The sequence below is a fragment of the Rahnella aquatilis CIP 78.65 = ATCC 33071 genome (genome assembly GCF_000241955.1).
GTDB classification, from domain to species: Bacteria; Pseudomonadota; Gammaproteobacteria; order Enterobacterales; family Enterobacteriaceae; genus Rahnella; species Rahnella aquatilis.
In genome coordinates, this window is the sequence record NC_016818.1 from 2,335,352 (window position 1) to 2,360,986 (window position 25,635).

Sequence of the window (25,635 nt, forward strand, 5' to 3'; positions counted from 1 at the left end):
CGTATCGCCGGGAGAAAACATGACGTTAATGCGGTGCGGTAAGGAGAAGGGGATCACGGCGGGCATCGCCCTGATGCTGGCGCTGATGGCGGGCGCACAGGCGGCAGAACCGGCATTTCTGAATACGGCGCAAATGACCGTTGTCCGCCAGCAACTGCACGATCACCATGCGGCACCGCAAACGACAGCGGCGTATCAGCACTTGCTGGCGGCGGCGGATGCCGCACTGAAAAAACCTGAACTGAGCGTGACCGACAAAGGTATGACGCCGCCGGGTGGCTCTAAACATGATTACCTCAGCCTGAGTGCCTACTGGTGGCCGGATGACAGCAAACCCGACGGGTTGCCGTGGATCCGCAAAGACGGTCATGTGAACCCCGCCAGTAAGAACGATGAAAGTGACGGCGTGCGGCTGGCCGATTTTACCGCACGGGTGCAGAACCTGACGCTGGCCTGGTATTTCTCCGGTGAGCAGAAATATGCCGATAAAGCCGCCAGCCTGCTGCGGGCCTGGTTTATCACGCCGGAAACGCGCATGAACCCGAACCTGAATTTTGCGCAGGGCGTGCCGGGCATTTCACCCGGGCGTAACGCGGGCGTGCTGGATGGCCGCTATTTTTCCACCCGGATTGTGGATTCTGTGGTGTTGTTGCAGGGCAATCCGGCCTGGACGGATAACGATGAACAGCAGATGCGGGTGTGGATGCAGGATTATCTGCACTGGTTGCTGGGCAGCAAAATCGCCAAAAAAGAAGGGCGCACAGAGAACAACCACGGCAACTGGTACGTGACACAGGTATCAGGCATTGCATGGTATCTGGGCGATAAAGCGGTAATTAGCGACATGGCAAAGCTGATGAAAAGTAAGCTGGATGTGCAGCTGAAACCCGACGGTACTCAGCCCGCCGAACTGGCGCGCACCCGCTCATTTCATTACAGCTATTTCAATTTGCAGGCGATCAGCATGATGGCGGTGCTGGCGCAGAAAAACGGTATCGACCTCTGGCATTACAAAACGCCACAAGGCGGCAGCGTGCTGACCTCGCTGGATTTCATGGCGCGCTTTACCGATCCTGCGGTGCCGTGGCCGTACAAGTCACTCGACCAGATCCGCGTGCGTCCGGTGCCGTTGCTGTCCTGGGCGGATAACGCGACGGGTGAAAAACGTTACGAACACTACATCCGCAGCGCGAAATTCACTTTGCCGCCTGCGCTGAAACCAGCGTCCGGCGGCTATCACGAAGATGTCACGCGTGGCGCGGTGATGGAAGCTGAACGCGAAACCTGGTTGCAGTCATTGCCATCCTTTGCGGCAGGTTATGTCGCGCCACAGCCGCCGGAGGTGCGAAAATGAATCACTGGCAGCCGTTGCTGATAAGCACCGACGAGGCGGAAAAACTGCGCGGACAGATTAACGCAGACTCTCCTCTGGGCGCGGCACTGCGTGCACAAATCGCTGCACTGGAAAACATGCTCGCGCAGCCGCTGACTATTCCCGGTCACGGTGAGGCGGGTGGCCCCGAGCATACGCAGCACAAGCAAAACTATCTGACCATTAATCTTGCCGGTCGCTTATTCCTGATCACCGGCGATCCGCGTTACAGCGCGCGGGCGTGCGCACTGCTGACTGGTTATGCCGACATTTATCCGTCGCTGGGCAGCGCGACCAGCAAAGACAGCAATGCGCCCGGAAGGTTGTTTCATCAGACCCTGAACGAAAATATGTTCTGGCTGTATGCCGTTGAAGGCTACCACTGCGTGATGCTGTCGCTTGCGGCGGCCCATCGGGAACATATCGAAACTAACCTGTTTCAGGTGATGGCGGATGATGCGCTGAACCGGCATACGAAAGATTTCGATATCGTGCATAACCACGGTATCTGGTCGGTGGCGGCGGCGGCGATCAGCGGTTATGTGCTGAGCGATCCGTCGCTGGTTGGAAAAGCGTTATATGGCCTGAAAGGCGACAGTGAAAGTGGCGGATTCTTTGCCCAGCTCAGCCAGCTTTTTTCGCCGGACGGTTATTACATTGAAGGGCCGTATTACCATCGCTTTGCGCTACGCCCGTTACTGCTACTGGCGGAGGTCATTGAACGGCGTCAGCCGGATTTACAGATTTATCAGTTTCGCGGGCAGATTATCCGAAAAACCTGTGAAGCCCTGATGCAGACGGCATTCCCCGACGGTGTCTGGCCTGCGCTGAATGATGCCTCAAAATCCATGCATATTCGTGATGATGGCGCGGTGATTGCTGCCAGCATCTGCTATGCCCGCTATGGTCACCATCCGCAGTGGATCGCTGTCGCGCAACAGCAGCAGACGGTGTGGGTCAGTGCGACTGCGACGGAACTCTCTGCTGCCCTGAACAATGCGCCGGCAATGCCCGTGAACTGGGGCAGTCTTGAACTGCGGGACGGTCCGCAAGGTATGCAGGGCGGCATCGGCATTTTACGCAGTGGGGCACAAAATCAGGCTATGGCGCTGATGTGGTACGGCCAGCACGGCAGCATTCCGCGCCTGCATTCGGCGCTCAATCACGGTCATTTTGACGGGCTGCATCTCAGCCTGTTCAGTGGCGGACGTGAGTTTCTGCGGGATTATGGCTTTGGGCGCTGGGTCAACGTCGAGCCCAAATTCGGTGGCCGCTACATCCCTGAAAACAACAGTTATTGCAAGCAGACCGTCGCGCATAACACCGTGGTGGTTGACGGACAAAGCCAGAATGGCGGCAACAGCCTGGAGGCTGAAAAACGCTGGGGTGAGGCGCATTTCTTCGTGACCGATAACCCGACAGGACAGGGCATGAGTGCGCGCCTCAGCGGCTATTATCCGGGGGTAAATCAGCAACGCACCGTGCTGATGCTCAGCCTGCCGGAACTGTCTTCGCCGCTGATCGTTGACGTGTTTCGCCTGACCAGCAATGAACCGCATCAGTACGATTATTGCCTGCATCATCTCGGGCAGTTTGTGCGCACGGATGCCGCCCTTAATGCAGCCAGCCACCTGACTCCGCTCGGCGAAGGTCACGGGTATCAGCATTTATGGGATTGCGCGCGGGCGGAGATCGCGGCGGGTGATTCGGTCTTATTCAGCTGGCTTGACGGCGACAGTTACCGCACGCTGGTCAGTGCCTTCCCCGTTGGTGGCGAACTGATTGTTGCCCGCACCGGGGCCAGCGATCCGCATTTTAACCTGCGCAGTGAACCGGCATTATTGCTGCGAACCCAGGGTTCTCACGCCATTTATGCCAGCGTGTTTGAAACCCACGGCTATTTTGACGAAAGCACTGAAACGTCTCTCGAGGCGCGCGGCAAGGTCGAACGCGTCAGCGTGGTCAGCCATGACGACGTGCAAACTGAACTGAATATTTTCTTTACCGCACACCGGACACTAAACGTTCGCATCAGTAACTGCGCCACGCCGGCAGCGGAAGACGCTTTCCGCGTGGTGTGGCAATCCGTCTCACCTCTGAACATCCCTGAATCATAAAGGAGTCACTATGTTTAACGATTTGAAAGGTCAGCGCGTTCTGATCACCGGTTCAACCAAAGGTATCGGACTGGCTGCGGCACAGGCATTTGCCGCAGCGGGGGCGAAAGTGGGGATTAACGGCCATCGTCATGATGCCAGCCTCGACAAACTGGCGGCAGAAATCGCTGAAAACGGCGGTGAGGTAGCCTATTTTGGCGCAGATGTGACGAAGTCTGCGGAATGCGAGGCGCTGGTGGCGAATTTCGTCGAACGCTTCGGCGGCATTGACGTGCTTGTCAATAACGCGGGCGGTCTGGGCGGACGGCAGGGACTGGAAAACATCGACGATGATTTTTATGACCATGTGATGGATCTTAATGCCCGTTCGGCGCTGATGGTGACAAAATTTGCTATTCCGCATTTGCGTCACGCGGCAAAACAAAGCGGCAAAACCACGTCGGTGATCAGCACCGGTTCGATTGCGGGGCGCGAAGGTGGCGGGCCGGGAGCCAGTCTTTACGCCGCCTCAAAAGCCTGGCTGCACAATGTACACCGCAACTGGGTGAAAGAATTCACCAAAGACAATATCCGTTTTAATGTGATTGCGCCGGGCACTATCGACACCGTTTTTCACGCAGATAAAAGCGCGGAGGTGCGTGAGAAAATCGCCGGTTCCATCGCGATGGGCCGCTTCGGCACGGCTGAAGAACTGGCACCGTCTTACCTGTTTTTCGCTTCGCACGCCTGCAGTGGTTACATTACCGGCCAGATTCTGGATGTGAATGGCGGCCAGATGGCGCCGTAGCGCACAGTTCGGGTGTTTCAGTGCGGCGGGGGCATGCAGCGCGCCGCCGCCTGAACTATGATGTCGGCAATCTGCACAGAAAAAAGGGAAGAGCATGACGATGCAGTTTGAAACCGCCGCAGGCATGACCCGTGGCCTGAATACCCATATCGCCCGCGACATCGCCCGCAAAATACTGTCGGGTGAACTGGCGTCGGGGGCGATACTGCCGAGTGAAATCGAGCTGGGGGAACAGTTTGGCGTCAGCCGCACCGCGTTGCGTGAAGCGCTGAAGTTGCTGACCTCTAAGGGATTACTGGAGTCACGGCCCAAAATCGGCACCCGCGTGAAAGAGCGCCCGCAATGGAACATGCTGGATCCGCAGTTGCTGGAATGGATGCAGGGCATGGAAGCGACGGAAGATATCTATCACCAGTTTCTGGAATTCCGCAAAGCGATTGAACCGCACGCCACCGCGCTGGCGGCGGTGAACGCCAGTAAAGAGCAACGCATCGAGCTCTCGCGGATTTACCGCCAGATGTGTCACGTTGCCGAAAACTTCGAGGCACAACATTGGGTGGATATTGATACCCAGTTTCACCGGATGATTTTCATCTCCTCCGGCAACTGTTTTTACGTGCCGTTCGGCAACGTTCTGACCACCATTTTCAAATGGTTCTTTGAGTATTCCTCAAAAGAAGGCGGCATGTGCCTGAATGAGCATAAAAGGATTTATGAAGCCATTATGGCCGGCGACGAAGGTGCGGCGTTTTCAGCGTCGCTGAGTCTGATGAAAGGGCATAAGCACCGGTTGCATCAGACATAACGTTCGGTAAAACCGTCACATGCCATGTCTCCCGATGCGCAGATTTCCCTGCGCATTTTTATGTTTGCTGATCCTTAAATGAGTGTTCTGATACAAAAATGAAACAAATGTCACGGGCGGTTACGCCACAGTGCCAACGGGGCATATAGACTTGTCATAATTATTACGGTCTAATCATTTCATCAGGGCATTATATTTTTATTACAGAGTGATCAAAGATATTTATTTTAGTCATTAACCCGGTGAATGTATGAAAATACTCAAGGTCAGTGATTTCTTTCTCTCAGAACATCATGCTTTCAGTTTATTCGATATGAACCGCCAGTCGATGGAAGATGTACACGGGCATGAGTTTGATGAGCTGGTTATTGTCCGTAATGGCAGCGGATTTCATATAATCAACGATCAGGTGGAGTTTATTCATAAAGGCGATTTTTTCATCGTCAGTGCTCATGATGTTCATTGTTACGAATCCACCAATAAATTATCAATTATCAATATATTGCTACATAAAGGACGATCTTTTTATTTTCTCAATAACATTGATCAACTGCTGGCGGGGATCAAAAAATATACCGCCCCGGTAAAAAAACGGCGTGCAGGATTAACGGACGACGAACTGGCGAAAGTTATTGAGCTGACCGATAACATCACCCGGCAGTGTGATGCCCGTTACGATAACGCCTACTTTGCCACAGCAGAGTCTTATTTATTATCAATGATGGTCATGCTGTATCAGTGCGCCACCCGCAGGGAATGTCGCGCCAGTCAGACTGATTCCGGCAAGCGACATCTGCTGAATTATTTACGCGAGAATTATACGAGCAGTATTAACTGGGGTTATTTATGTGAAGAAAGCGGCGTGGCAAAAAGAACCATGTTCAGATTTATAAAAGAGATCACCGGGTTTACACCGGAGAAGTTTCAGCAGCGTTATCGTTTATTAAAAACACAAGAGTTATTACGCACCTCAGATTTTACTGTTGGCAAGATTGCAACGTTATGCGGTTTTTCTACCACGTCACGCCTGACGGAAGCCTATAAAAAAGAGTTTCACAGAACACCTTCGCAGGAGCGAATGCGAGTCAGTAATAGTGTTATTAAAACGCGCTGTTAATAATAAAGAATCTCAAAATGGAATAATAATATCAGTAAGTATTTAGGATAACTCACGGACCATTTTATTCACGGTAACCTCTGAAGGACATGATTATGTCAACCACTAAACAACCTAATCCCTGGTACGTCGGGGTGGTTTCCGGCATGGCGTCATATATTGATTCTGCCGCGATTGTTTCAAACGGAACGGCTCTGGTAATTTATCAAAAAGCGATAGGGACGACATCGGCTCAGATAGGCATACTTTCCGGTATATTAACGCTGAGTATTGCGCTGGGCGCATTTCTGGGCGGCAGACTGGGGGATTGTTATGGCAGACGCAAAGTCTTTATTGTCACCATGGCGATGATCATTATGGGTACGCTGTTGCTGGCCTTTGGTCACACTTTCCCGGTGCTGCTGATCGGCACATTGCTCGTCGGGCTGGCCACCGGCGCAGACTTACCGGTATCCCTGGCGACCATTGCTGAAGCCGCAACGGATAAAAATCGCGGGAAGATTATCGGGCTGTCAAATTTACTGTGGTTTTTGGGGATTGGCACGACCATGGCGATCTCCGCCATGGTTGGCGGCTGGGGGCGGCCCGGGGCACAGATTATGTATCTGCATGTTTGTGTTGTGGCCGTTGTTCTGCTGGCGCTGCGCTGGACGATCCCGGAATCGCCTTTATGGCTGATTGCCCGAAGCGAACGGCGTGCAGGTATTGTCACGGTTCGTGCACAGAAAGCGTCGTTTAACGATCTCATCCACGGGAAATACCTGTGGCCGTTTGTTGCGCTGTGCCTGTTCTATGCCTTTACCAATCTTGCCGCGAATACCGGCGGTCAGTTTGGGACGTATATTGCGGTCAACGTGGTGGGTATTTCCGTCGCGCAACACTCGCTGTGGAACCTGCTGACCATGCCGGTCGGCGTATTTGCCGGGATCATGTTTATGCGTTTTGTTGATACACCGAAACGTATCCCCGCGTTTATTTTGGGGGCCTTTTGTTTTGCAGGTGGATTCTTCCTGCCGGTATTATTTAACTTTTCCCCTGTATCCTGGTTCTGCTGTTTATTCTTTACCGCCATAGGCAGCGGTCTGGCATTCGAAGGGATAATGAAAGTCTGGTCGCAGGAATCTTTTCCGACCATGCTCCGCGCTACCGCGCAAGGCATTATTGTCGCTATTTCCCGGTTGTTGTGCGGTGTGCTGGCATTTGTTACGCCGCTGCTGCTCGATGCCGGTCCGCTGGTGCTGTATTCCATTTTATCCGCTACGGTGGCTTTAGGGTTATCGATCGGCTGGATCTGTTTCCACGGCAAGCAAAGGAACGAATTTAACAGCGAAGACGGTTCGGTGATTAAGGAGCCAGCCTCTGCATACCCGGCATCCGTCATAGAGCAAATCTAATTTTTTATTTTATTTCTCAGGACACATTACACAAGGAGTAAAGCATTATGCCTGCAGTGATCAGACTTACTTTGAATCAGGAATCCGCATTGTCCGGTGTGCAGCAACTTCCTGTACTCGGCTGGGAAATTGAAAGCCGTAACAGAAACGTCCGGCAAACCGCTTACCGGCTTCAGATCAGTCAGGATCAGGATTTTGATAATATCCTGCTTCGCGGTGAATGGCAGGAAAGCGAATGTTCAAATAATATTCCCCTGACGGAATTAATGCTCACCTCTTCGCAGCATTATTTTATCCGGGTTCAGGTACGTGATAATTATGGCGAAACCAGCGGCTGGAGTTCGCCCGCGCAGATGATTACCGGCGTGCTTTATCCCCATGAATGGCTGGCTGATTTTATTACCGCCGAAACGTCTGCGGATAAAGACAATTCCCACGCGACATTATTGCGGAAATCGTTTGTTCTGAACCGGGCGCAAGATATTCAGTCGGCTTTTATTCATGTCAGCGCTCTCGGGCTTTATGAATTATATCTGAACGGTCATAAAGCCGGAGAAGATGCCCTGACACCCGGCTGGACGAGTTATCACAATCATTTACTTTATCAGACCTATGATGTGACCGGTCATCTGGAAAAAGGTGAAAACGTCATCGGCGCTATTTTGGGGGCAGGCTGGTACAAAGGTGATATGGGTTTCAGCCGTCATCGCAATTATTATGGCGAACGGAGTGCGCTTATTTCCCAACTGGTCATTAATTATAACGATGGCTCGCAAGAAATTGTGATCAGTGATGAAAGCTGGAAAGGACAGGATTCCGCCATTCTGTTTTCAGAAATCTATGACGGTGAAATTTACGATGCACGCCGGGAAATTCCCGGCTGGTGCACGAAAGATGTTTCAGGAGAGGGCTGGCGGCCAGTCAGTCTGGTGACACATGAAAAATCCACGCTGGTGGCGCAGGGAAGTAATACAGTCAGGAAAATGGCAGAGATTAAACCTGTTGCGCTGATCACCACACCCCAAGGCGACACGGTCATTGATTTTGGCCAGAACCTCAGCGGCTGGGTTGAGTTCAGGGTCAGCGGCAAAGCGGGCGATGAAGTGGTGTTGCGCCACTTTGAGGTACTGGATGCAGACGGCAATGTGTATCTGGATAATCTGCGCACGGCCAGACAGCGAACCGCGTATGTGCTCAAAGGCGAGGGCGAAGAAATCTGGCATCCGCACTTTACCTGGCAAGGCTTCCGCTTCGTGAAAGTTGAGGAATATCCGGGGCAGTGGGATCTGAATAATTTCACCGCCATTGTTTTGCACTCAGCGATGGAACAGACCGGGCATTTCGCCTGTTCAAATCCACAGCTTAATCAGCTACATCACAATATTCTGTGGGGGCTGAAAGGTAATTTTGTCGATGTACCGACGGACTGCCCGCAGCGTGACGAGCGGCTTGGCTGGACGGGCGATGCGCAGATTTTTTGCCGCACGGCGAGTTACCTGATGCAAACCCGTAATTTCTTCGCCAAATGGCTGACCGATCTTCGTTATGATCAGACGCCAGAAGGCGGTGTGCCGCACGTTATCCCGGATATCCTGACCGGCTACTGTGGCAAAGACCGCCTGCTGTCTGAAGGCGGAACCCATTCCGCATCGGCCTGGGCAGATGCCGCAGTGATTAATCCGTGGACGATGTACCTGATGTATGGCGATACCTGTGTGCTGGAAAACCAGTACGCCAGCATGAAAGGCTGGATAGATTTCATGACCGCACATGCGGAAAACCACATCTGGCATTACAAATTACAATTTGGTGACTGGGTCGCGCTGGACGCCAAAGAGGGCAGTTATTTCGGTGCCACGCCCAACGACCTGACCTGCACGGCGTATTACGCTTATTCCACGCAATTGTTCGCCAAAGCGGCAAAAGTGCTGAACCGCACTGAAGACTATGACCATTACCATGCCTTATATCAGGCGATTGTCAGGCGTTTTCAGGAGGCGTTCTTCACACCCTCCGGCCAGCTGGCGGCCAGAACGCAAACCGCACATATTCTGGCTCTGTACTTTAATCTGGTACCTGACGAATTCCGTCAGCGCACCACCGATACGCTGGTTGAATTGCTCAATGAGCACGACGGGCATTTAGTCACCGGTTTTGTCGGCACGCCGTACTTCTGCCATGCCCTCAGCCAGAATGGCCGCACTAAAGAAGCCTGGAATTTACTGCTGAAAGAGGATTTCCCGTCATGGCTGTATCAGGTGAAAGCCGGTGCCACCACCGTCTGGGAACACTGGGACGGTATCAAACCGGACGGCAGTATGTGGAGCGCTGACATGAACTCCTTTAATCACTATGCTTACGGCGCGGTAGGCGAATGGCTCTACCGCGTCGCGGCCGGAATTGAAGCCGACGAGGCACAACCCGGATTCAAACATTTCATCATCAAACCGCTCACCGGCGGCGGTCTGAGCTGGCTGGATACCCGCTATCAGTCCATTTACGGCGCAATTGGCGTGCGCTGGGAAGTGAGCGGTCAGACCGTGTTCCTTAACGTCACTGTTCCGGCGAATACCTCCGCCACCGTGGTCCTGACGGACGGTCAATCTGTGCAGGAGGCGGACGGGATTGATTTTGCGCGCTGTGCCGAAGGGTACACCGCCGAGGTGGGATCGGGGGAATATCGCATCGAATACCGGTTAGTTTAAGGTCAAGTTCAACACCGTGGGGGCAACCTACGGTGTTGAACTTAAGGTCAGTTTGGACGGCGAGTCCAGGGTTTTAAAGTGTGCAACCGACATTTCCATTTCAACATTCAGCAGACCCATCCAAAAAGCTTATGCTTAATTGATCCATATATATCCTTTTTTGTTAGTGGCATCGTATTCATTCCTTATGCAATCCTCTGACTCACAAAATAAAAACAGGTTTGTTTTCATTTAAAAACGTCATGTTGAAAATTTGGGGCGTGAGCCCTTTGAAGACTATTCATAAGGAAAAACGATGACCGTTGTGACTCGTGATAAAAGCAAAATTGCTGCTGGTTTGTTTCTGGCACTCAGCACGCTTTCCACCTTTGCCGCGCATGCCGACCAGCTGGCGGATATCAAAAAAGCCGGTGTCGTCAAAGTGGCGACATTTGATTCCAATCCGCCGTTTGGGTCTGTGGATGCGAAAACCCACGATATCGTCGGTTATGACGTGGATTTCGCCAAAGCACTGGCGAAAACCCTGGGTGTGAAATTGCAACTGGTGCCGACCAATCCGGCCAACCGTATTCCGTTATTGCAATCCGGTAAGGCGGATCTGATTGTGGCTGATATCACCATCACGCCGGAACGCGCAAAAGTGATCGACTTCTCTGTGCCATATTTCGTCACCGGTCAGCAGTTCCTGGTACCGGCTGGCTCACCGGATAAACTGGATGCCTATGCCACGGCGCGTATCGGGGCGGTGAAAGGCACCACCGGCGAGCAGGAATTGCATCACCGCTTCCCGCAATCGCGCGTGTTGTCTTATGACGATATTCCGCTGGCGCTTTCTGCTTTACGTAACGGCAACGTGCAGGCCATCACTCAGGACAGCACCATTCTGGCCGGTTTGCTGGATGGCGCGCCGGACAAGGCGAAATACAAAGTATTGCCTGAATTGCTGAGCAAGGAAGAGATTGGCGTGGGCGTGAAAAAAGGCGAAGCCAGCCTGCTGAAAGTGGTTAATGACGAGCTGCTGAATCTGGAGAAAAACGGCCAGGCGGTCAGCATTTATAACGTCTGGTTCGGCCCGCAGACGAAATCCCCTCAGCCGCGTCTGTTCAAAATCGAAGCCAAATAATCTGTTTTATGCAAGGTAAGACACATGCCGCAAGACACTTACTCAACCGCAGCGACGTCTGCGGTTTTTTCACATTCATCTGCCGGTAAAACCGCCGCTGTCGAATTCCGCCAGGTCAGTAAATCTTTTGGTCCGCATGAGGTGATCCGCAAGGTGGATTTGCGCGTGGACAGCGGCGAAGTGGTGGCGGTTTGCGGGCCTTCCGGTTCCGGGAAATCGACGTTGATCCGCCTGATTAATCAGCTGGAAACCGTCAGCGGCGGTGAAATTCTTATCGACAACCAGCCCACGCGAAACCTCAAAGGTGCCGCATTACGCCAGTTGCGCACGCACATCGGCTTTGTGTTTCAGCAGTTCAATCTGTATGCCCATCTTACCGCCGAGGACAACGTCAGTCTGGCGCTGATTAAAGTGCATGGCTGGAAGAAAACTCAGGCACGCGAGAAAGCACGCGCATTGCTGAAACGCGTTGGACTGGGCGATAAAGCCCTGCATTATCCCGAACAGCTTTCCGGCGGTCAGCAGCAGCGCGTGGCGATTGCCCGGGCGCTGGTCACCGATCCGGGCATTATTTTATTTGATGAACCGACGTCAGCGCTCGATCCGGAAATGATCGGCGAAGTATTGCTGGTGATGCAGGAACTGGCGAAAAGTGGCATCACCATGATTGTGGTGACGCATGAAATGACCTTTGCCCGTGAAATCGCTGACCGGGTGATTTTCATGGATGGCGGCGAAATTCTTGAGCAGGCTCAGCCGGAAGAGTTCTTCCTGCGTCCGCAGCATCCGCGTGCGCAGCGGTTCCTGCAAAAAGTGCTGTTCCCGCTGCATCCGCAGGCAGGAGCAGGGCGATGATCTGGCATCCCGACTGGGCTGGCGTGCTGAGCGGTCAGCCTTTGCAATGGATTATCTCCGGCTTTCTCACCACCCTGTATGTCAGCCTGGCGGGCAGCCTGATCGCCACGTTACTGACGGTGCTGCTGCTTGCGCTGCGCCTGAGCACGTCACGTATTGCCCGCGGTACGGTGGCGGCGTTTGTCTCTGTTTTCAGGAATACACCCCTGCTGGTGCAACTGCTGTTCTGGTATTTCGCCGCCTACGGCGCGCTGCCGCAAAGCTGGCGTTTTTACATCGGCGACACGCATCCGTGGGCGACGTTTCCTGGCAACATTGCCTGGCTGACGCCGGAATTTTTGTGTGCCGCCTGGGGGCTGGGGCTGTTCACGGCGGCGTTTCTGCTGGAGGAAGTGCAGGCCGGATTGAATTCCGTGCCCAAAGGCCAGACCGAAGCGGCAATTTCCCAGGGTTTCAGCCGCAAAACCTTACTGCTTTCCATTCTTTTGCCGCAGGCGCTGACCAACGCATGGCAGCCCGTCACCGGCCAGTATCTCAACCTGATGAAGCTTTCCTCGCTGGCAACCGGCATTGGTTTTTCAGAACTGACGTATCAGGTCAGCCAGATTGAAAGCTATAACGCACACGCCTTTGAAGGTTTTGCGGTCGGAACGCTGCTTTATCTGGCGCTCGGGCTGATCCTTGGCGGGCTGATGACGGCGTTTGGCCCGAAACGTCCGCAGCGCGGACCGCAGGTCGCAATGACGGAGGAAACCCGCGATGGAATTTGACCGGGCTGTTTTGCAGGATAATTTCACCTACATGCTGTGGGGAAGGCTGGCCGACGGCGAGCCGGGCGGCGTGTTACTGACGCTTATCATGGCTGTCTCGGCGGGGGTTCTGGCGCTGTTGCTGGGCGTGCTGATGGCTGCGCTGGCCTGGCGTTTCGGTGGCCTGACGCGAAAAATCCTGTTTGTCTGGGCATCGTTTATCCGGGGTATTCCGCTGATCTTCGTGATTTTCTGGCTGTATTTCCTGCTGCCGGTCGTGTTTGGCGGGTCGATTCCCGGCCCGCTGACGGTGATCCTGGCGCTGGCCTGGTTTACCTCAGCGGCGGTGATGCACTCGACGCTGGCCGGTCTGGAAGCCTTGCCGCGCGGGCAAACCGAAGCGGGGATCGCGTCCGGTATGAGCAACGGCAACGTGCTGTTGTTTGTGCTGTTGCCGCAGGCGTGGCCGAACCTGTTGCCGTCGTATCTCGGGTTACTGATTTCGCTGGTGAAAGATACGTCGCTGGCGTTTATCGTTAATGTGCCGGAGCTGACCACCGTGGCCGGGCAGGTGAATAACCGGGTGCAAATTTACCCGGCGGAAATCTTCCTGTTTGTCGGGCTGATGTATTATCTGCTGTGCGCGACGCTTGCGGCGTTAGCCGGTAAAGCCTTACAGCGCCGCCGCAGGTTGCGGGCGTAAACTCACTGACGGCAGCGCACGGATCAACTGACGCGTCCTCCGGGCCAGTTTGGGCGGCGAGCCCAAGGCTTTGTTGCCGCCCCTGACGCGGCTATCGTCAGAAATAACAGCATTATGCGCCGCTTTTCCCCCGATCATTCCCCCCATGGGCAGTGTCTAATAGCTACCATCAGAGGGGTGCAAACCCGGTCAGTCGTGACTCTGAGGGCTGAGGTCGTCCGAAGAAATATCCCTGGAACAACGTACAACCTTCTTCTTTCAGACGCCGGAACTGCTCGTCGGTTTCCACACCTTCTGCCGTGGTCTGAATATCCAGACTGCGGCTCATGCCGGTGATGGCGCGGATAATTGCCAGCGCTTCGCGGCTGTCGTGCATGTCGTTAATGAATGACCGGTCGATTTTGATTTTGTCGAACGGGAAAGACCGCAGATAACTCAGCGATGAATAGCCGGTGCCGAAATCGTCCAGCGCAATCCGCACACCCAGCGACTTCAGTTTCTGCAATGTGCTGATATTGCCATGCGTATTGTCGAGTAATACCGATTCCGTAATTTCCACCTCCAGACGTGACGGATCCAGCCCCGAGGCCTCCAGCGCCGATTCCACCACAGACAGCAGCCCGCTGTTTTTAAACTGAACCGGCGAAAGGTTAACGGCAACCGTCTGATTGCCTTTCCAGCTTGCGGCTTCGCGGCAGGCTTCGTGCAACGCAAATGAACCAAGACTGTGGATCAGCCCCGTTTCTTCGGCAATCGGAATGAAATCGACCGGCATGATCAGCCCGTTTTCCGGATGATGCCAGCGCATCAGCGCCTCGTAACCCATTACGGCATCGTGACGGGCATCAGTGATCGGCTGATAGTAAAGACGCAACTGATTACAGGTAATGGCGTCGCGTAAATCCATTTCAACCACACGGCGTTTGCGCGCGGCGGCATCCATCTCAAGACGGAAATCTTCATAGCGGTTGCGGCCGTTACGTTTGGCTTCATACAGCGCCATGTCCGCACAACGCAGCAATTGATCGGGGGTGTTTTCCGCCGAACCGGCGAGCGCAATACCGATGCTCAGGCCGACGGACAGTGAATGGCCGTCGATAATCACTGGCGGACGTACCGATTCAATCAGGCGTTTGGAAATCTGGTGCGCGGCAGAAATGTCTTTCAGCCCCGGCAGCACCACGGCAAATTCATCACCGCCGATGCGCGCCAGCGTATCGTCATCGCGCAGCGTCATACGCAGACGTTTGGCAATCGCGCGCAGCAGTTCATCACCAATCTGATGACCCAGAGCGTCATTAACATTTTTGAAGTTATCGAGATCCAGACACAGCGTGGCGGTGTGGCTTTGCGTGTAGCTGTCGCGCTGCAACGCTTCATTGAGACGCTGGCTGAACAGGATACGGTTCGGCAGGCTGGTCAGGTTATCGTGATGCGCCATGTGATGAATACGGGCGTGCGCGGCCTGTTGATCCGTCACGTCATCGGCAATCATCATCACATAGCTGGTCTGCGGATCGTGCCCGCGGATCACCGAACTGGTGGTCTGCAATGTCCGGTCACCAATGGCGGTCAGCAATTGCTGTTCGCTGCGGTGTACGCCTTCTGCACGCAGACATTCATCCGACTGTTTATTAATAAAGGTGCTCAGCCCGACGCCCATACAATCCTGCGGGCGCTTACCGAGCATTTTGTCGCGGGAAATCCCCAGCAGACGCTCTGCCTGACGGTTGACCAGCAGAATTTCGCGCGAGACGGCATTCTCGACAATCACCGAGGACGGGATATTGGCGATCACGGTATTAAGAAACTGTGACAGGGACGAGAGTTGTTCGCTGTTGGATTCGGCCTGCTCTTTGGCCTGCAACAGTGCCCGTTCTGTTTCACGACGCTCCGTGACGTCACGGGTGATTTTGGCGAATCCGATGATTTCCCCGGCTTCACGCAAGGCTTCAATAATGATGTGTGCCCAAAAGCGCGAGCCGTCTTTGCGCTGTCGCCAGCCTTCGGATTCGTAACGGCCGGTGGCACGCGCCGTTTCCAGCCCGCGCTGTGGCCAGCCGTTTTGTCTGTCTTCGTCGGTGTAAAAACAGGAAAAATGCTTACCGACCACTTCTTCAGGCGTATAACCTTTCGCCCGCTGCGCACCGGCATTCCAGTTCGCAATATGACCCTCGGGAGTCAGCATATAAATCGCATAGTCTTCTACGCGCTGAACCAGCAATCGATAAAGTACATCAGAATCTTCACTCATATTTTTTGCCTGATAGCGGGCCGTCTCTGCACGGGATCCGTCCAAATCAGAGTCCGGCTAAATAGTGCGCCTGTTCCCGACGCATTTTTGCTGTGATGTGCCCGTGAAACGTTAGCATAAGAAAATTCTTAGTTCGTCAAATTTTGCTTCTAACATGCTTAAATTTAAGCGTATTTAGCAAAAAGATCGGCCTTAAGTGAAATAGGTTATTTGGGTTTCAGCTAACGGGATTGTTATCGGCAGGAAAGGGTATCGCTTTAATAAAAAGGCACATAATGTTCATGGGTTACATGCAGTTAAAGATTCAATAAAAAAGCCGCAACACGGTGCGGCTGAGTCTTTGGCGCTTAAAGGCGCTCAGGTTTTATTTGCGGTTTAGGCTTCATTTGACCGGTAACCCCAAATCCGGATCACACCGCATACGATCCCAGCCGGTGTAATTTTTCACCTCAGGGACTTTGTTGGGGATGTTCTGGAAATTCGTTCGGTAAGCGAAAATGGTTCGTGGTGGTGTACCCTGCAATGAATTCCATGAAACGTAATTTTCTCCCCATTTTCCACCGCCATATCCTGGCCTTATATGGTTAGTTTGAGACTGCCCGCGGCTGTTGGTGAATGTGTAATCAATGCCGCTACCGCCGGGTTCAAGCCGTGGGTCGTCAAAGGGCTTTGAACTCATATAAAGGTCACCCGTTTTGGTCAGCACATAGCCCTGATCGTTGACGACAGTGATGGATTCAATTTCTTGGCGTTGGGGGCCGTCAGCTCCGTACTGAACTGCGCCGGTACCGGGGGAGAAACGTGCTCCCTCCCATGTGCGGCCATAATCTTTTGAAATCAAGAAACCAGATAAGTCATCCCATGGAATCGCAATATATTTTTCAGATGGATGCACAAATTTAAAAAATGAAATCCGAAATATTGGGTTGTCACGATGGACCACTTCAGTCCGTATATTTCTTGTTATGTCGACGTACCACAACGCGCCTTCGCAACGATTTCCTTCAAGTTCGAGATAACGATGAGCGTCAAATTGATAAACAACTTGTAAAGGCGTCTTATAGGGGGTTGATTGCCCGACTCCAGACCAAAAAATCAACAGGCTTGTTAATATTATTTTAGTGCTTTTCATAGAACTTCCTTGCTCAAATCTGAGGAGCTGGCATTTCCCACTGCAAAACATCTGTCAGATTCGTACCCGGACTATTTGGCCTGACACGAGCGCCATAGTCATTCAAAACACCGAAATCTCCCATAGGCATTCCTTTTTCCCGTTCGGGTTTGTTCATAAGTGCCTTTACTGCTTTCGGTAGTACGCCATCCAGATAGTACTTTTTAACACTTGGATCCGGATTCATTTCACGACGCCAGTCAGCTTTTAATAACAATCCTTCCCAGAACTCCTGATATTCAAATGCCTGACATTGTCCGATGGCCAGATCAAACGCGGTAGATTTCTGCGCCACTTCAATATTGGTCACAATAGAGGAGTGCTGGCTGAACGTGGTATCCATTTTTATTGCACGGTCCAGTTCTTTATCTGTCATCCGGCGTAACAGTACAAGCTGGCGGAAATAACCATTAAGTTCATGATAAATACCGCTGACAATATCCCAGGGATATTGGCTTCTCAGCTCTTCCAGCTGAGCTTCATTCAGCGCCACACCATTATCCAGATATTGAAATTGTGCGCAGGCGGGTACATCAATACATTCGGCAGGGAACCGTTCGGCTTTCATCGCGGCTTTGGCAATTTTAGGATCGTTACCGCTCAGTGCCGCCTTATAACCTTTGCCCTGTGCCATCAGCTTAAAGACAAACGGATCGGGTAAAACCGGGGCATTGACGGTGACGTCGGTAAATGAATAACCGGTATCGGCTGAGTCATCAGGTTGACGCGCAGGCATCTCAAAATGAAAAGCAGTCTTATCGCCCACCACGACGTCTTTACAGAAAACACGCTGATAGAGGTTATCGCCGGACTGCGCTTTGATTTTGTCAGGGATCCCGCGCCAGCCGAATCCCTGAATGGGTGACATGGACACCACCTGATCGTTAGGGCAGAAATAGTTATATACCTTGCCGAAATTATTGCGGTTATAAAGCGGGTCGTTCCACGGCGATTTATTTAATGAAATACAGCCGATATCGTGCAATTGCTGAAGATAGGCACTGTCATGAGAGATTGCTCCAGGCTGGTACAGAGCGTTTTGTGACATAAGCCGGCAAAAATTGCTCAGTGTTTTTTGCCGTCCCTGACGGGTTTGCTGATTTCCGGGCATGGCGTTTTCCAGCCAGCGGTTCTCCAGCGCATAGGGTGAATGATTGAGTATTACGCAGTCGGCAGGCGCCGCGCCTTCAGCCTGCACCCACATATTGGCCAACATGGTAATTATCGTGCCCTGACTGTGGGCAACAATATTGATGGTGTCATTCTGAGTTAACGGATTTTGTCTGATATCTAAAATCAGATCCGCCAGACGGCGTGCGGCATAAGCCTGATAAATCCGGTGCGGGTTTTGGTAAATAGGATGACTCCAGTCCCCGTGATTTTCGAGATCACTGCGGGATTTGAATAACCCGACGGCTTCTAAAATACGGCCGGATGCACCGGGACCAAACATATCAGGAATGCAGGTGGTGGCATTGGCAAAAGTGCCGCCGCCTTTGGCGGATGTCAGATCAAGCCAGTTATTGAGATTATCGATATTCTGGTTGTCATGTTGTCGTATTTTGACGGCGTCATTTTCGCGGTAGGTATCGTAAGGCAGGTCAGCGTTATGGTGTTTTTCGAGTAAGTCTTTTCGGTATTGCTTCTGATCCTGCTCCCAGGTGTCATGGTCGACCGGTTTATAACCCCAGTAAAACGGGATCACCGGTGAGCGGTTAGCGACCCCGATACAGGTGTGATCCTGCACACTACAGGTGAGTTTTGCGACATTGTCATCGGCGTCGGAAATCATGAATTCGTGCGTTTTCCATTCATGGGGATGAATATCCTGACGCCCGAGGCGGGTATTCAGTCCGGCACAAATGCCGGTATCCTGATCCTGATAAGCCTCACCGACATCATTTACGCCGTGGACCAGAATCACAATGCAGGGAAGCGGACGCATAACGGCACAGTTTTGGATTGTCATTGCACCTGCACTGACAGGGCGTCCAATATCATCCTCTGATAAAAACTTTGGATTGCGAATATTTTTGTGAATCATTTCACTCATCGTTTAATTCCTTCTAAACATCTATTTAATTAACGACTTCCTATAAGCACGTTCAATAATACTCTCTGTAAAATAATGGGTTAACTGTAATAATCTAACATGTTTCCCGAGATTTGAGATAGGGCCCGTCAACCACTGAGTCCCGCAGAATAAGCTCAGACACAAACTTATTCTGCTCGGACAAATAGCCGCCGTCGAGCATGGAAATAATCTGGCTGATGACTTCGCTGACCATATCGCTGACCGGATCTTTCACGCTCGACAGCGCGGGAATAAGAAACGGCGCGGTGGGAATATTATCAAACCCGATCACCGAAACCTGCGCGGGTACGGCAATACCGGCGTCGTTCAGTCTTTTCATTGCACCAATGGCCATTTCATCGTTACTGGCCAGAATGGCGCTGAAGGGTTCACCGCGCGCCAGCAGGGTGTCCGCAGCAGCAGCACCGCTGGCCGCAGACCATTTCCCCTGCGCAATCAGCGATTCTTTTACCGGTAATCCGGCTGCCGTAAGCGCCTCTTTATAACCCGAAAGACGTTCGATGGCGGTCGGGGAATCCAGCGAGCCGGTGATAAACGCAATATGATGGTGGCCGCGTTCAATCAGCGCCTGAGTAGCATTAAAACCGGAACCTTTGTGGTCGCAATAAATACAATGGCTCTGATGTTTGCGCAATTTACGGTTAACCACCATCACCGGTTTTTTATATTTGTCGATCAGTTCATCCATTTCATCAACAGATAAAAAGCGCGGATAAATAATAATGCCGTCACAGCGTAAATCATGCAGAAACTGAATGGCTTCGCGCTCTTCTCCGGCGCTGTGTTTGCCATCTACCAGGATCAGCTGACGTCCGTTGGCGTCGAGTTTTTTGGCCGCCTGAGAAATTATCTCACTGAAATAGTTGCCGTTATACAGCGTGTTGGTCACCACCAGACCGATGCACATCGACTTGCTGGTCGCCAGATTGCGCGCCAGCAGATTAGGCCGGTATCCCGCTTCCTCAATGGCTTTAAACACCTGATCTTTCGTTTCCTGGCTCACATAACCTTTACCGGAAAGCACACGGGAAACGGTGGCTTTGGAAACGCCCGCTTTGGTTGCCACTTCCTGCATTGTCGACATCAGGGCTTCCTGAAAGAGAAAAATGATGCGTCATTCTACACATTTCAGCCGTTTTGCGATGTTTTTGGCATGCCAGAACGGCAGTGGGCGATCGTCATCACAAAAATAAAACAGCATTGCAGATTTTTATTGAAGTATGAATAAGAACTGCACATTCTCGTATGAAACCGGTTACCTATCGTTTCACAGCATTTCGCAAAAGTAAGCATAACGTTCATCAATAACGGTTTCACAGAAGCCAGGGCTTCTGAAAAACATTCATAACCCTATGAATCCGAGAGAGTTGTTACTCATGTCTAAAAATTTTGCAGCAATATCACAGTCGATTGTTGATGCCATCGGCGGCCCACAGAACGTGGCGGCAGTGACGCACTGCATGACGCGTCTGCGCTTTGTGCTGAATGACGAATCTGCGGTTGATGCCGCCACACTGAAAGCCATCACCGGCGTGATGGGCGTGGTGCGCAACGAAAAACAGTGTCAGGTGATCATCGGTAACAACGTTTCTCAGGCGTACGCTGAAGTGCTGAAATTGCTGCCGGAAGGGTTTTCTGCCAGCGACAATGATGCGCCGGTAAAAAACAAAATCACCCTGAAACGCATCGGTTCCGGCATTCTCGATGCGCTGATCGGCACCATGTCACCGCTGATCCCGGCCATTATCGGCGGCTCCATGGTGAAACTGCTGGCGATGATCCTGGACATGACGGGCGTGTTCGAGAAAGGTGCCTCAACGCTGGTGATCCTCAATACCATCGGTGACGGCGCGTTCTTCTTCCTGCCGGTGATGGTGGCGGCCTCGGCGGCGGTGAAATTTAAAACCAATATGTCGCTGGCGATCGCCATTGCCGGGATCCTGGTCCATCCGGCGTTTATCGATTTAATGGCGAAAGCGGCGCAGGGGCAGAAAGTCGAATTTATCGGCATTTCCGTCACGGCGGTGAAATACACCTATACCGTGATCCCGGCGCTGTGCATGACCTGGCTGCTGTCTTACATTGAAAAGTGGGTCGATCGCATCACGCCGGTTGTCACCAAAAACTTCCTGAAACCGATGCTGATTATGCTGATCGCCGCCCCCATCGCTATCATGCTGATTGGCCCGCTGGGTATCTGGATCGGTACCGGGATTTCTGCGGTGGTCTATACCGTACACAGTTATCTGGGCTGGCTGTCTGTCGCGATTATGGGCGCGGCCTGGCCGCTGCTGGTGATGACCGGGATGCACCGGGTATTCACGCCAACCATTATTCAGACCATCGCTGAAACCGGCAAAGAGGGCATGGTCATGCCGTCTGAAATCGGTGCAAACCTGTCACTGGGCGGTTCTTCACTGGCGGTCGCGTGGCGTACCAAAAACCCGGAGTTGCGTCAGACTGCGCTGGCCGCAGCGGCTTCAGCGATTGTCGCCGGGATTTCTGAACCGGCTTTGTATGGTGTGGCGCTGCGCCTGAAACGTCCGCTGATTGCCTGTTTAATCAGCGGCTTTATTTGCGGCGGCGTGGCGGGATTAGGCGGACTTGCCAGCCATTCAATGGCGTCGCCGGGGCTGTTTACCAGCGTGCAGTTCTTTGACCCGTCGAATCCGATGAGCATTGTCTGGGTAGCGGGCGTGATGGTCCTCGCCGTGGTGATTTCCTTCTTCACCACGCTGCTGCTCGGATTTGAAGATATTCCGGTGGAAACCGTGACGCCGAAAGAAACAAAAATGGCAGAACCGGCAGCTTCCACCGCCTTTGCGGTTTCGCAAAGCGCAGTTAAATAAATTAAAGAAGAGGATTTCACATGGCAGCATCAGCATTTCCCGAAGGCTTTTTATGGGGCGGCGCGATCGCCGCAAACCAGGCCGAAGGCGGCAGTTTTGAAGGGGGCAAAGGACTGACGACGGTAGATATGATCCCGCATGGCGCGCACCGTCTGGCAGTGAAAACCGGTCAGGAAAAACGTTTCTCGCTGAAAGACGACGAGTTTTATCCGGCGCATCAGGCGATTGATTTCTACCATCGCTACAAAGAAGACATCGCCCTGATGGCGGAAATGGGCTTTACCGTGTTCCGCACCTCGATCGCCTGGAGCCGCCTGTATCCGAACGGTGATGAGCTGGTGCCGAACGCTGAAGGTATCGCGTTTTACCGCGACGTATTTGCGGAATGCAAAAAATACGGCATCGAACCGCTGGTAACGCTGTGCCATTTTGATGTGCCGATGCATCTGGTCATCGAATACGGTTCGTGGCGTAACCGCAAAATGGTGGAGTTTTTCGCCCGCTATGCGCGGACCTGTTTTGAAGCGTTCGACGGGCTGGTGAAATACTGGCTGACCTTCAACGAAATTAACATCCTGCTGCACAGCCCGTTCTCCGGTGCCGGTTTAGTCTTTGAAGAGGGCGAAAATCAGGAGCAGGTGAAATATCAGGCGGCGCATCATGAGCTGGTAGCCAGTGCTTTAGCGACAAAAATTGCCCACGAAATAAACCCGGAGAATCAGGTCGGCTGTATGCTGGCGGGCGGGAATTTCTATCCGCAAACCTGCAAACCGGCTGATGTCTGGGCGGCATTGCAGAAAGACCGCGAAAACCTGTTCTTTATCGATGTGCAGGCACGCGGCGAATATCCGTCGTATACCCGGCGCGTGTTTGCGGAGAAGGGCGTGAACGTGGTCACCGAACCGGGCGACGACGAGATCCTGAAAAATACCGTCGATTTCGTATCCTTTAGCTACTACGCCTCACGCTGTGCGTCGGCAGACATGAACGACAACAACAGCAGCGCGGCGAACATTGTTAAATCACTGAAAAACCCCTATATCGAGGCCAGCGAATGGGGCTGGGGCATTGACCCGCTTGGCCTGCGTATCACCATGAACATGATGTACGACCGCTATCAGAAGCCGTTATTCCTGGTGGAAAACGGCCTCGGCGCGAAAGATGAAATTAACGCGCAGGGCGAAATCAATGATGATTACCGCATCAGTTATCTGCGCGAACACATCCGCGCGATGGGCGAAGCGATCACCGACGGCGTTCCGCTGATCGGCTACACCTCATGGGGCTGTATCGATCTGGTGTCCGCCTCGACCGGCGAAATGAGCAAGCGCTACGGCTTTGTTTATGTCGACCGCGACGATGCCGGCAACGGCACGCTGGAAAGAAAGAGAAAGAAATCGTTTTACTGGTACAAGAAAGTGATTGCCAGTCACGGCGTCGATCTGGACTGATGCCGCAACAGGGAATATCCGCATAGCGGGTATTCCCACCTCTCCCTGCGCGGCATTGCGTCGCCGTATTTTGCCTTTTACACATTATCAGAACGCTTAAATTTGCCTGTCGGCTCTGTAAATTACGTAAAAAGAGTGTGATCGCAATTAAATAACCCGGACACGCAATTTGCCGTCGTGGTTAAGAGGGAATAAAAAATGGCTCTTAATCGACGTTAATGCCTTTTAACATCAGGAGCGATGAATGAAAACGCAATGGAGCAGGGAACAGGCGGCTGCATGGAGTGAACAACAGGGCTGGATTTGCGGATTTAATTATCTGCCGCGCACGGCGGTTAACTGGACGGAGCTGTGGCAGCGTGAAACCTTCGATGCGCCGGTGATTGATCAGGAACTCGGCTGGGCACAGGAAGCGGGCTATAACCAGTTGCGTATCAATCTGCCGTTTATCGTCTGGCAGGCCGATCGCGACGGTTTGCTGGCGCGCATCGATCAGTTTCTCAGTATTGCCAGTCGTCATGAAATCAGGGTCATGCTCACGCTGATGGACGATTGCGGATTCTCCGGCGACGAGCCGTTTCTGGGGCCACAAAAAGCGCCGGAACCGGGAAAACACAACAGTCAGGCGGCAGCCAGTCCGGGGCGCGACGTGGTGTGCAACCGCGAGATGTGGCCCGAAGTGGAGCGTTATGTGCGCGATATCATCCGCCATTTCCGCACCGATGACCGCATTGCCATCTGGGATTTGTACAACGAACCGGGTAACCGTGGTACGTTCGCCACCGGACTGGAAGAAGTCATGTATGACGAAAAACTGGAAGGATTTGCCCTGGAACTGATGCATAAGGCGTTTGCCTGGGCGCGCGAGGAAGATCCTGTCCAGCCGCTGACCGCCGGTGCCTGGCATGTCTCACAGGATGCGGACCAGCCGGAAAGCGAGTTTTTCACCCATCCCATCGATGTCGCGGCGGCTGAGCTTTCTGACGTCATCAGTTTCCACGCGTATGTCACGACGCCGAAACTTTTACAGGCGCTGCGTTTCTGGCAGAAATTCAACCGTCCGGTGTTATGTACCGAATGGCTGGCGCGTCACGTCGGCAGCGTGTTTGAGGAACAACTGCCGCTGTTCAGCGCGCTCAATGCCGGTTGTTATCAGTGGGGATTAGTGCGCGGTAAAACCCAGACGACGCTGCCGTGGCCTTCGGTGCGCAAGGGCAATCAGGATTACGCCCATTTATGGTTTCATGACGTACTCGACGAATACGGTATTCCGTTCCGGCGCGCCGAAATGGATCTGGTCCGCCGTTTAACGTGCATTAAAAAGAATGACGTCTGGTAAGGGGGAACGCTTTATTTCGGCTATTACTTATTGGTGACTCATTAACAGGCCAGGAGACCGGGCGTTCACTTTTGCCCGGTATTTTCACATGCCCGGTGATGCGCAGGAATTTAAAATATTGCGGGGGAATCACCATTTGCAGATTATTCGCCATGCCTTGTAAGTCATTTAAATTATCACGGCAATGAAACTTACACTGACTGTACTCCATAATATCCCAGCGGCATTCCTTCAGTTGGCATAAAGGGACACGCGAAAACACTTTCAAAATCGTCGGGCCTTTGAAAGGATTAATACCGACAGCTTTTTTACCATGATGCGCCGGATTGAACATATCCCGCGACTCGGCTGCCCGTGAAAAATAACCCACTAAAAAATCATCATCTCTTGCGACATATAACCCTGAGCCTAAAGCGGCATAAGCATGGCTTTCTTTGGGGCCATATTTTACTAATTGCAAAGCAGAAGCCGCACTTGTTCCATGGTAGCCAAGCAAATACATATAACCTCCAATGTTATAAATGTTTTAATATAAATAAATTACGTTCAGGTTTTTCTGAATATTTCCAGCCTCACGGGCCTGTTCATAAACCGGCAGCAATATAACGTGTGCCAGGATATTTTAATAGTCAGCTAAATTTCACGCCGGATAAGGGATTTAGCAACACGCTGTTTTTCAGAGGGATTAGGTTACGGCTATATGATTTGATGAATGATTTATTAAGCATTGCAAAATACCTGAGGCGTTC

The 25,635-nt window shown here is 52.6% G+C and carries 19 protein-coding genes; 14 read left to right on the forward strand and 5 right to left on the reverse strand.

All coding sequences use genetic code 11. The features are described 5' to 3' along the window. Positions 1-19 precede the first annotated feature (19 nt). The 11 genes from RAHAQ2_RS10690 to RAHAQ2_RS10740 all read left to right on the forward strand — a co-directional run bounded on the left by RAHAQ2_RS10690 (position 20) and on the right by RAHAQ2_RS10740 (position 13,727). Positions 20-1,354 carry an alginate lyase family protein gene (locus RAHAQ2_RS10690; protein WP_015697237.1) on the forward strand — a complete coding sequence of 445 codons (1,335 nt, stop codon included), beginning with the start codon at positions 20-22 and terminating at the stop codon, positions 1,352-1,354. Further along, positions 1,351-3,489, forward strand: a complete 2,139-nt coding sequence (locus RAHAQ2_RS10695; RefSeq protein ID WP_015697238.1) for a heparinase II/III domain-containing protein — start codon at positions 1,351-1,353, stop codon at positions 3,487-3,489. The genes RAHAQ2_RS10690 and RAHAQ2_RS10695 overlap by 4 nt, the downstream gene beginning before the upstream one ends. 10 nt (positions 3,490-3,499) lie before the next feature. Beyond that, a complete protein-coding gene (locus RAHAQ2_RS10700; protein WP_015697239.1) occupies positions 3,500-4,276 on the forward strand; it encodes an SDR family NAD(P)-dependent oxidoreductase in 777 nt (258 codons plus the stop codon). A gap of 94 nt (positions 4,277-4,370) precedes the next feature. After that, positions 4,371-5,081: a FadR/GntR family transcriptional regulator gene (locus RAHAQ2_RS10705; RefSeq protein ID WP_037039227.1), complete on the forward strand. Its 711-nt coding sequence runs from the start codon at positions 4,371-4,373 to the stop codon at positions 5,079-5,081. A 250-nt stretch (positions 5,082-5,331) separates the two neighbouring features. Further along, positions 5,332-6,198, forward strand: coding sequence for a helix-turn-helix domain-containing protein (locus tag RAHAQ2_RS10710; protein ID WP_015697241.1), 867 nt, complete (start codon positions 5,332-5,334; stop codon positions 6,196-6,198). 95 nt (positions 6,199-6,293) lie between these two features. Beyond that, positions 6,294-7,592 (forward strand): MFS transporter, encoded by a 1,299-nt coding sequence (locus RAHAQ2_RS10715; protein ID WP_015697242.1) that lies wholly within the window; start codon positions 6,294-6,296, stop codon positions 7,590-7,592. A 47-nt stretch (positions 7,593-7,639) separates the two neighbouring features. After that, entirely contained in the window at positions 7,640-10,297 is a 2,658-nt protein-coding gene (locus RAHAQ2_RS10720) for a glycoside hydrolase family 78 protein (RefSeq protein ID WP_015697243.1), read from the forward strand. A gap of 295 nt (positions 10,298-10,592) precedes the next feature. After that, positions 10,593-11,420, forward strand: a complete 828-nt coding sequence (locus RAHAQ2_RS10725; protein ID WP_015697244.1) for an ABC transporter substrate-binding protein — start codon at positions 10,593-10,595, stop codon at positions 11,418-11,420. A gap of 24 nt (positions 11,421-11,444) precedes the next feature. Then, on the forward strand, positions 11,445-12,275 hold the full coding sequence (locus RAHAQ2_RS10730) for an amino acid ABC transporter ATP-binding protein (RefSeq protein WP_015697245.1): 831 nt from the start codon (positions 11,445-11,447) through the stop codon (positions 12,273-12,275). Then, positions 12,272-13,045: an amino acid ABC transporter permease gene (locus RAHAQ2_RS10735; RefSeq protein WP_015697246.1), complete on the forward strand. Its 774-nt coding sequence runs from the start codon at positions 12,272-12,274 to the stop codon at positions 13,043-13,045. The genes RAHAQ2_RS10730 and RAHAQ2_RS10735 overlap by 4 nt, the downstream gene beginning before the upstream one ends. Further along, positions 13,035-13,727, forward strand: coding sequence for an ABC transporter permease subunit (locus tag RAHAQ2_RS10740; RefSeq protein ID WP_015697247.1), 693 nt, complete (start codon positions 13,035-13,037; stop codon positions 13,725-13,727). Before RAHAQ2_RS10735 ends, RAHAQ2_RS10740 begins: the two co-directional genes overlap by 11 nt. 169 nt (positions 13,728-13,896) lie before the next feature. Here RAHAQ2_RS10740 and RAHAQ2_RS10745 read toward each other — a convergent pair whose 3' ends face one another. The 4 genes from RAHAQ2_RS10745 to RAHAQ2_RS10760 form a co-directional block, all read right to left on the reverse strand. Continuing rightward, positions 13,897-15,981 (reverse strand): putative bifunctional diguanylate cyclase/phosphodiesterase, encoded by a 2,085-nt coding sequence (locus RAHAQ2_RS10745; protein ID WP_015697248.1) that lies wholly within the window; start codon positions 15,979-15,981, stop codon positions 13,897-13,899. Between the two features lie 382 nt (positions 15,982-16,363). After that, positions 16,364-17,113 (reverse strand): T6SS immunity protein Tli3 family protein, encoded by a 750-nt coding sequence (locus RAHAQ2_RS10750; protein WP_015697249.1) that lies wholly within the window; start codon positions 17,111-17,113, stop codon positions 16,364-16,366. A 13-nt stretch (positions 17,114-17,126) separates the two neighbouring features. Beyond that, a complete protein-coding gene (locus RAHAQ2_RS10755) occupies positions 17,127-19,205 on the reverse strand; it encodes a T6SS effector phospholipase Tle3 domain-containing protein (RefSeq protein WP_015697250.1) in 2,079 nt (692 codons plus the stop codon). A gap of 94 nt (positions 19,206-19,299) precedes the next feature. Continuing rightward, the gene (locus RAHAQ2_RS10760; RefSeq protein ID WP_015697251.1) at positions 19,300-20,331 is read right to left on the reverse strand and encodes a LacI family DNA-binding transcriptional regulator; all 1,032 of its coding nucleotides are present in this window, start codon (positions 20,329-20,331) and stop codon (positions 19,300-19,302) included. A 292-nt stretch (positions 20,332-20,623) separates the two neighbouring features. On the opposite strand from RAHAQ2_RS10760, the gene ascF reads away from it, so the two are divergent. The 3 genes from ascF to RAHAQ2_RS10775 all read left to right on the forward strand — a co-directional run bounded on the left by ascF (position 20,624) and on the right by RAHAQ2_RS10775 (position 24,886). Then, positions 20,624-22,096 carry a PTS cellobiose/arbutin/salicin transporter subunit IIBC gene (ascF, locus tag RAHAQ2_RS10765; RefSeq protein WP_015697252.1) on the forward strand — a complete coding sequence of 491 codons (1,473 nt, stop codon included), beginning with the start codon at positions 20,624-20,626 and terminating at the stop codon, positions 22,094-22,096. 20 nt (positions 22,097-22,116) lie between these two features. Continuing rightward, complete coding sequence (locus tag RAHAQ2_RS10770) at positions 22,117-23,547, forward strand: 6-phospho-beta-glucosidase (protein ID WP_015697253.1); 1,431 nt, start codon at positions 22,117-22,119, stop codon at positions 23,545-23,547. A 244-nt stretch (positions 23,548-23,791) separates the two neighbouring features. Beyond that, positions 23,792-24,886: a glycoside hydrolase 5 family protein gene (locus tag RAHAQ2_RS10775; protein ID WP_015697254.1), complete on the forward strand. Its 1,095-nt coding sequence runs from the start codon at positions 23,792-23,794 to the stop codon at positions 24,884-24,886. Here the strand turns inward: RAHAQ2_RS10775 and RAHAQ2_RS10780 are convergent. Further along, positions 24,864-25,388, reverse strand: a complete 525-nt coding sequence (locus RAHAQ2_RS10780) for a hypothetical protein (RefSeq protein WP_015697255.1) — start codon at positions 25,386-25,388, stop codon at positions 24,864-24,866. The two genes, RAHAQ2_RS10775 and RAHAQ2_RS10780, sit on opposite strands and share 23 nt — an antisense overlap. Between the last annotated feature and the right edge of the window lie 247 nt (positions 25,389-25,635).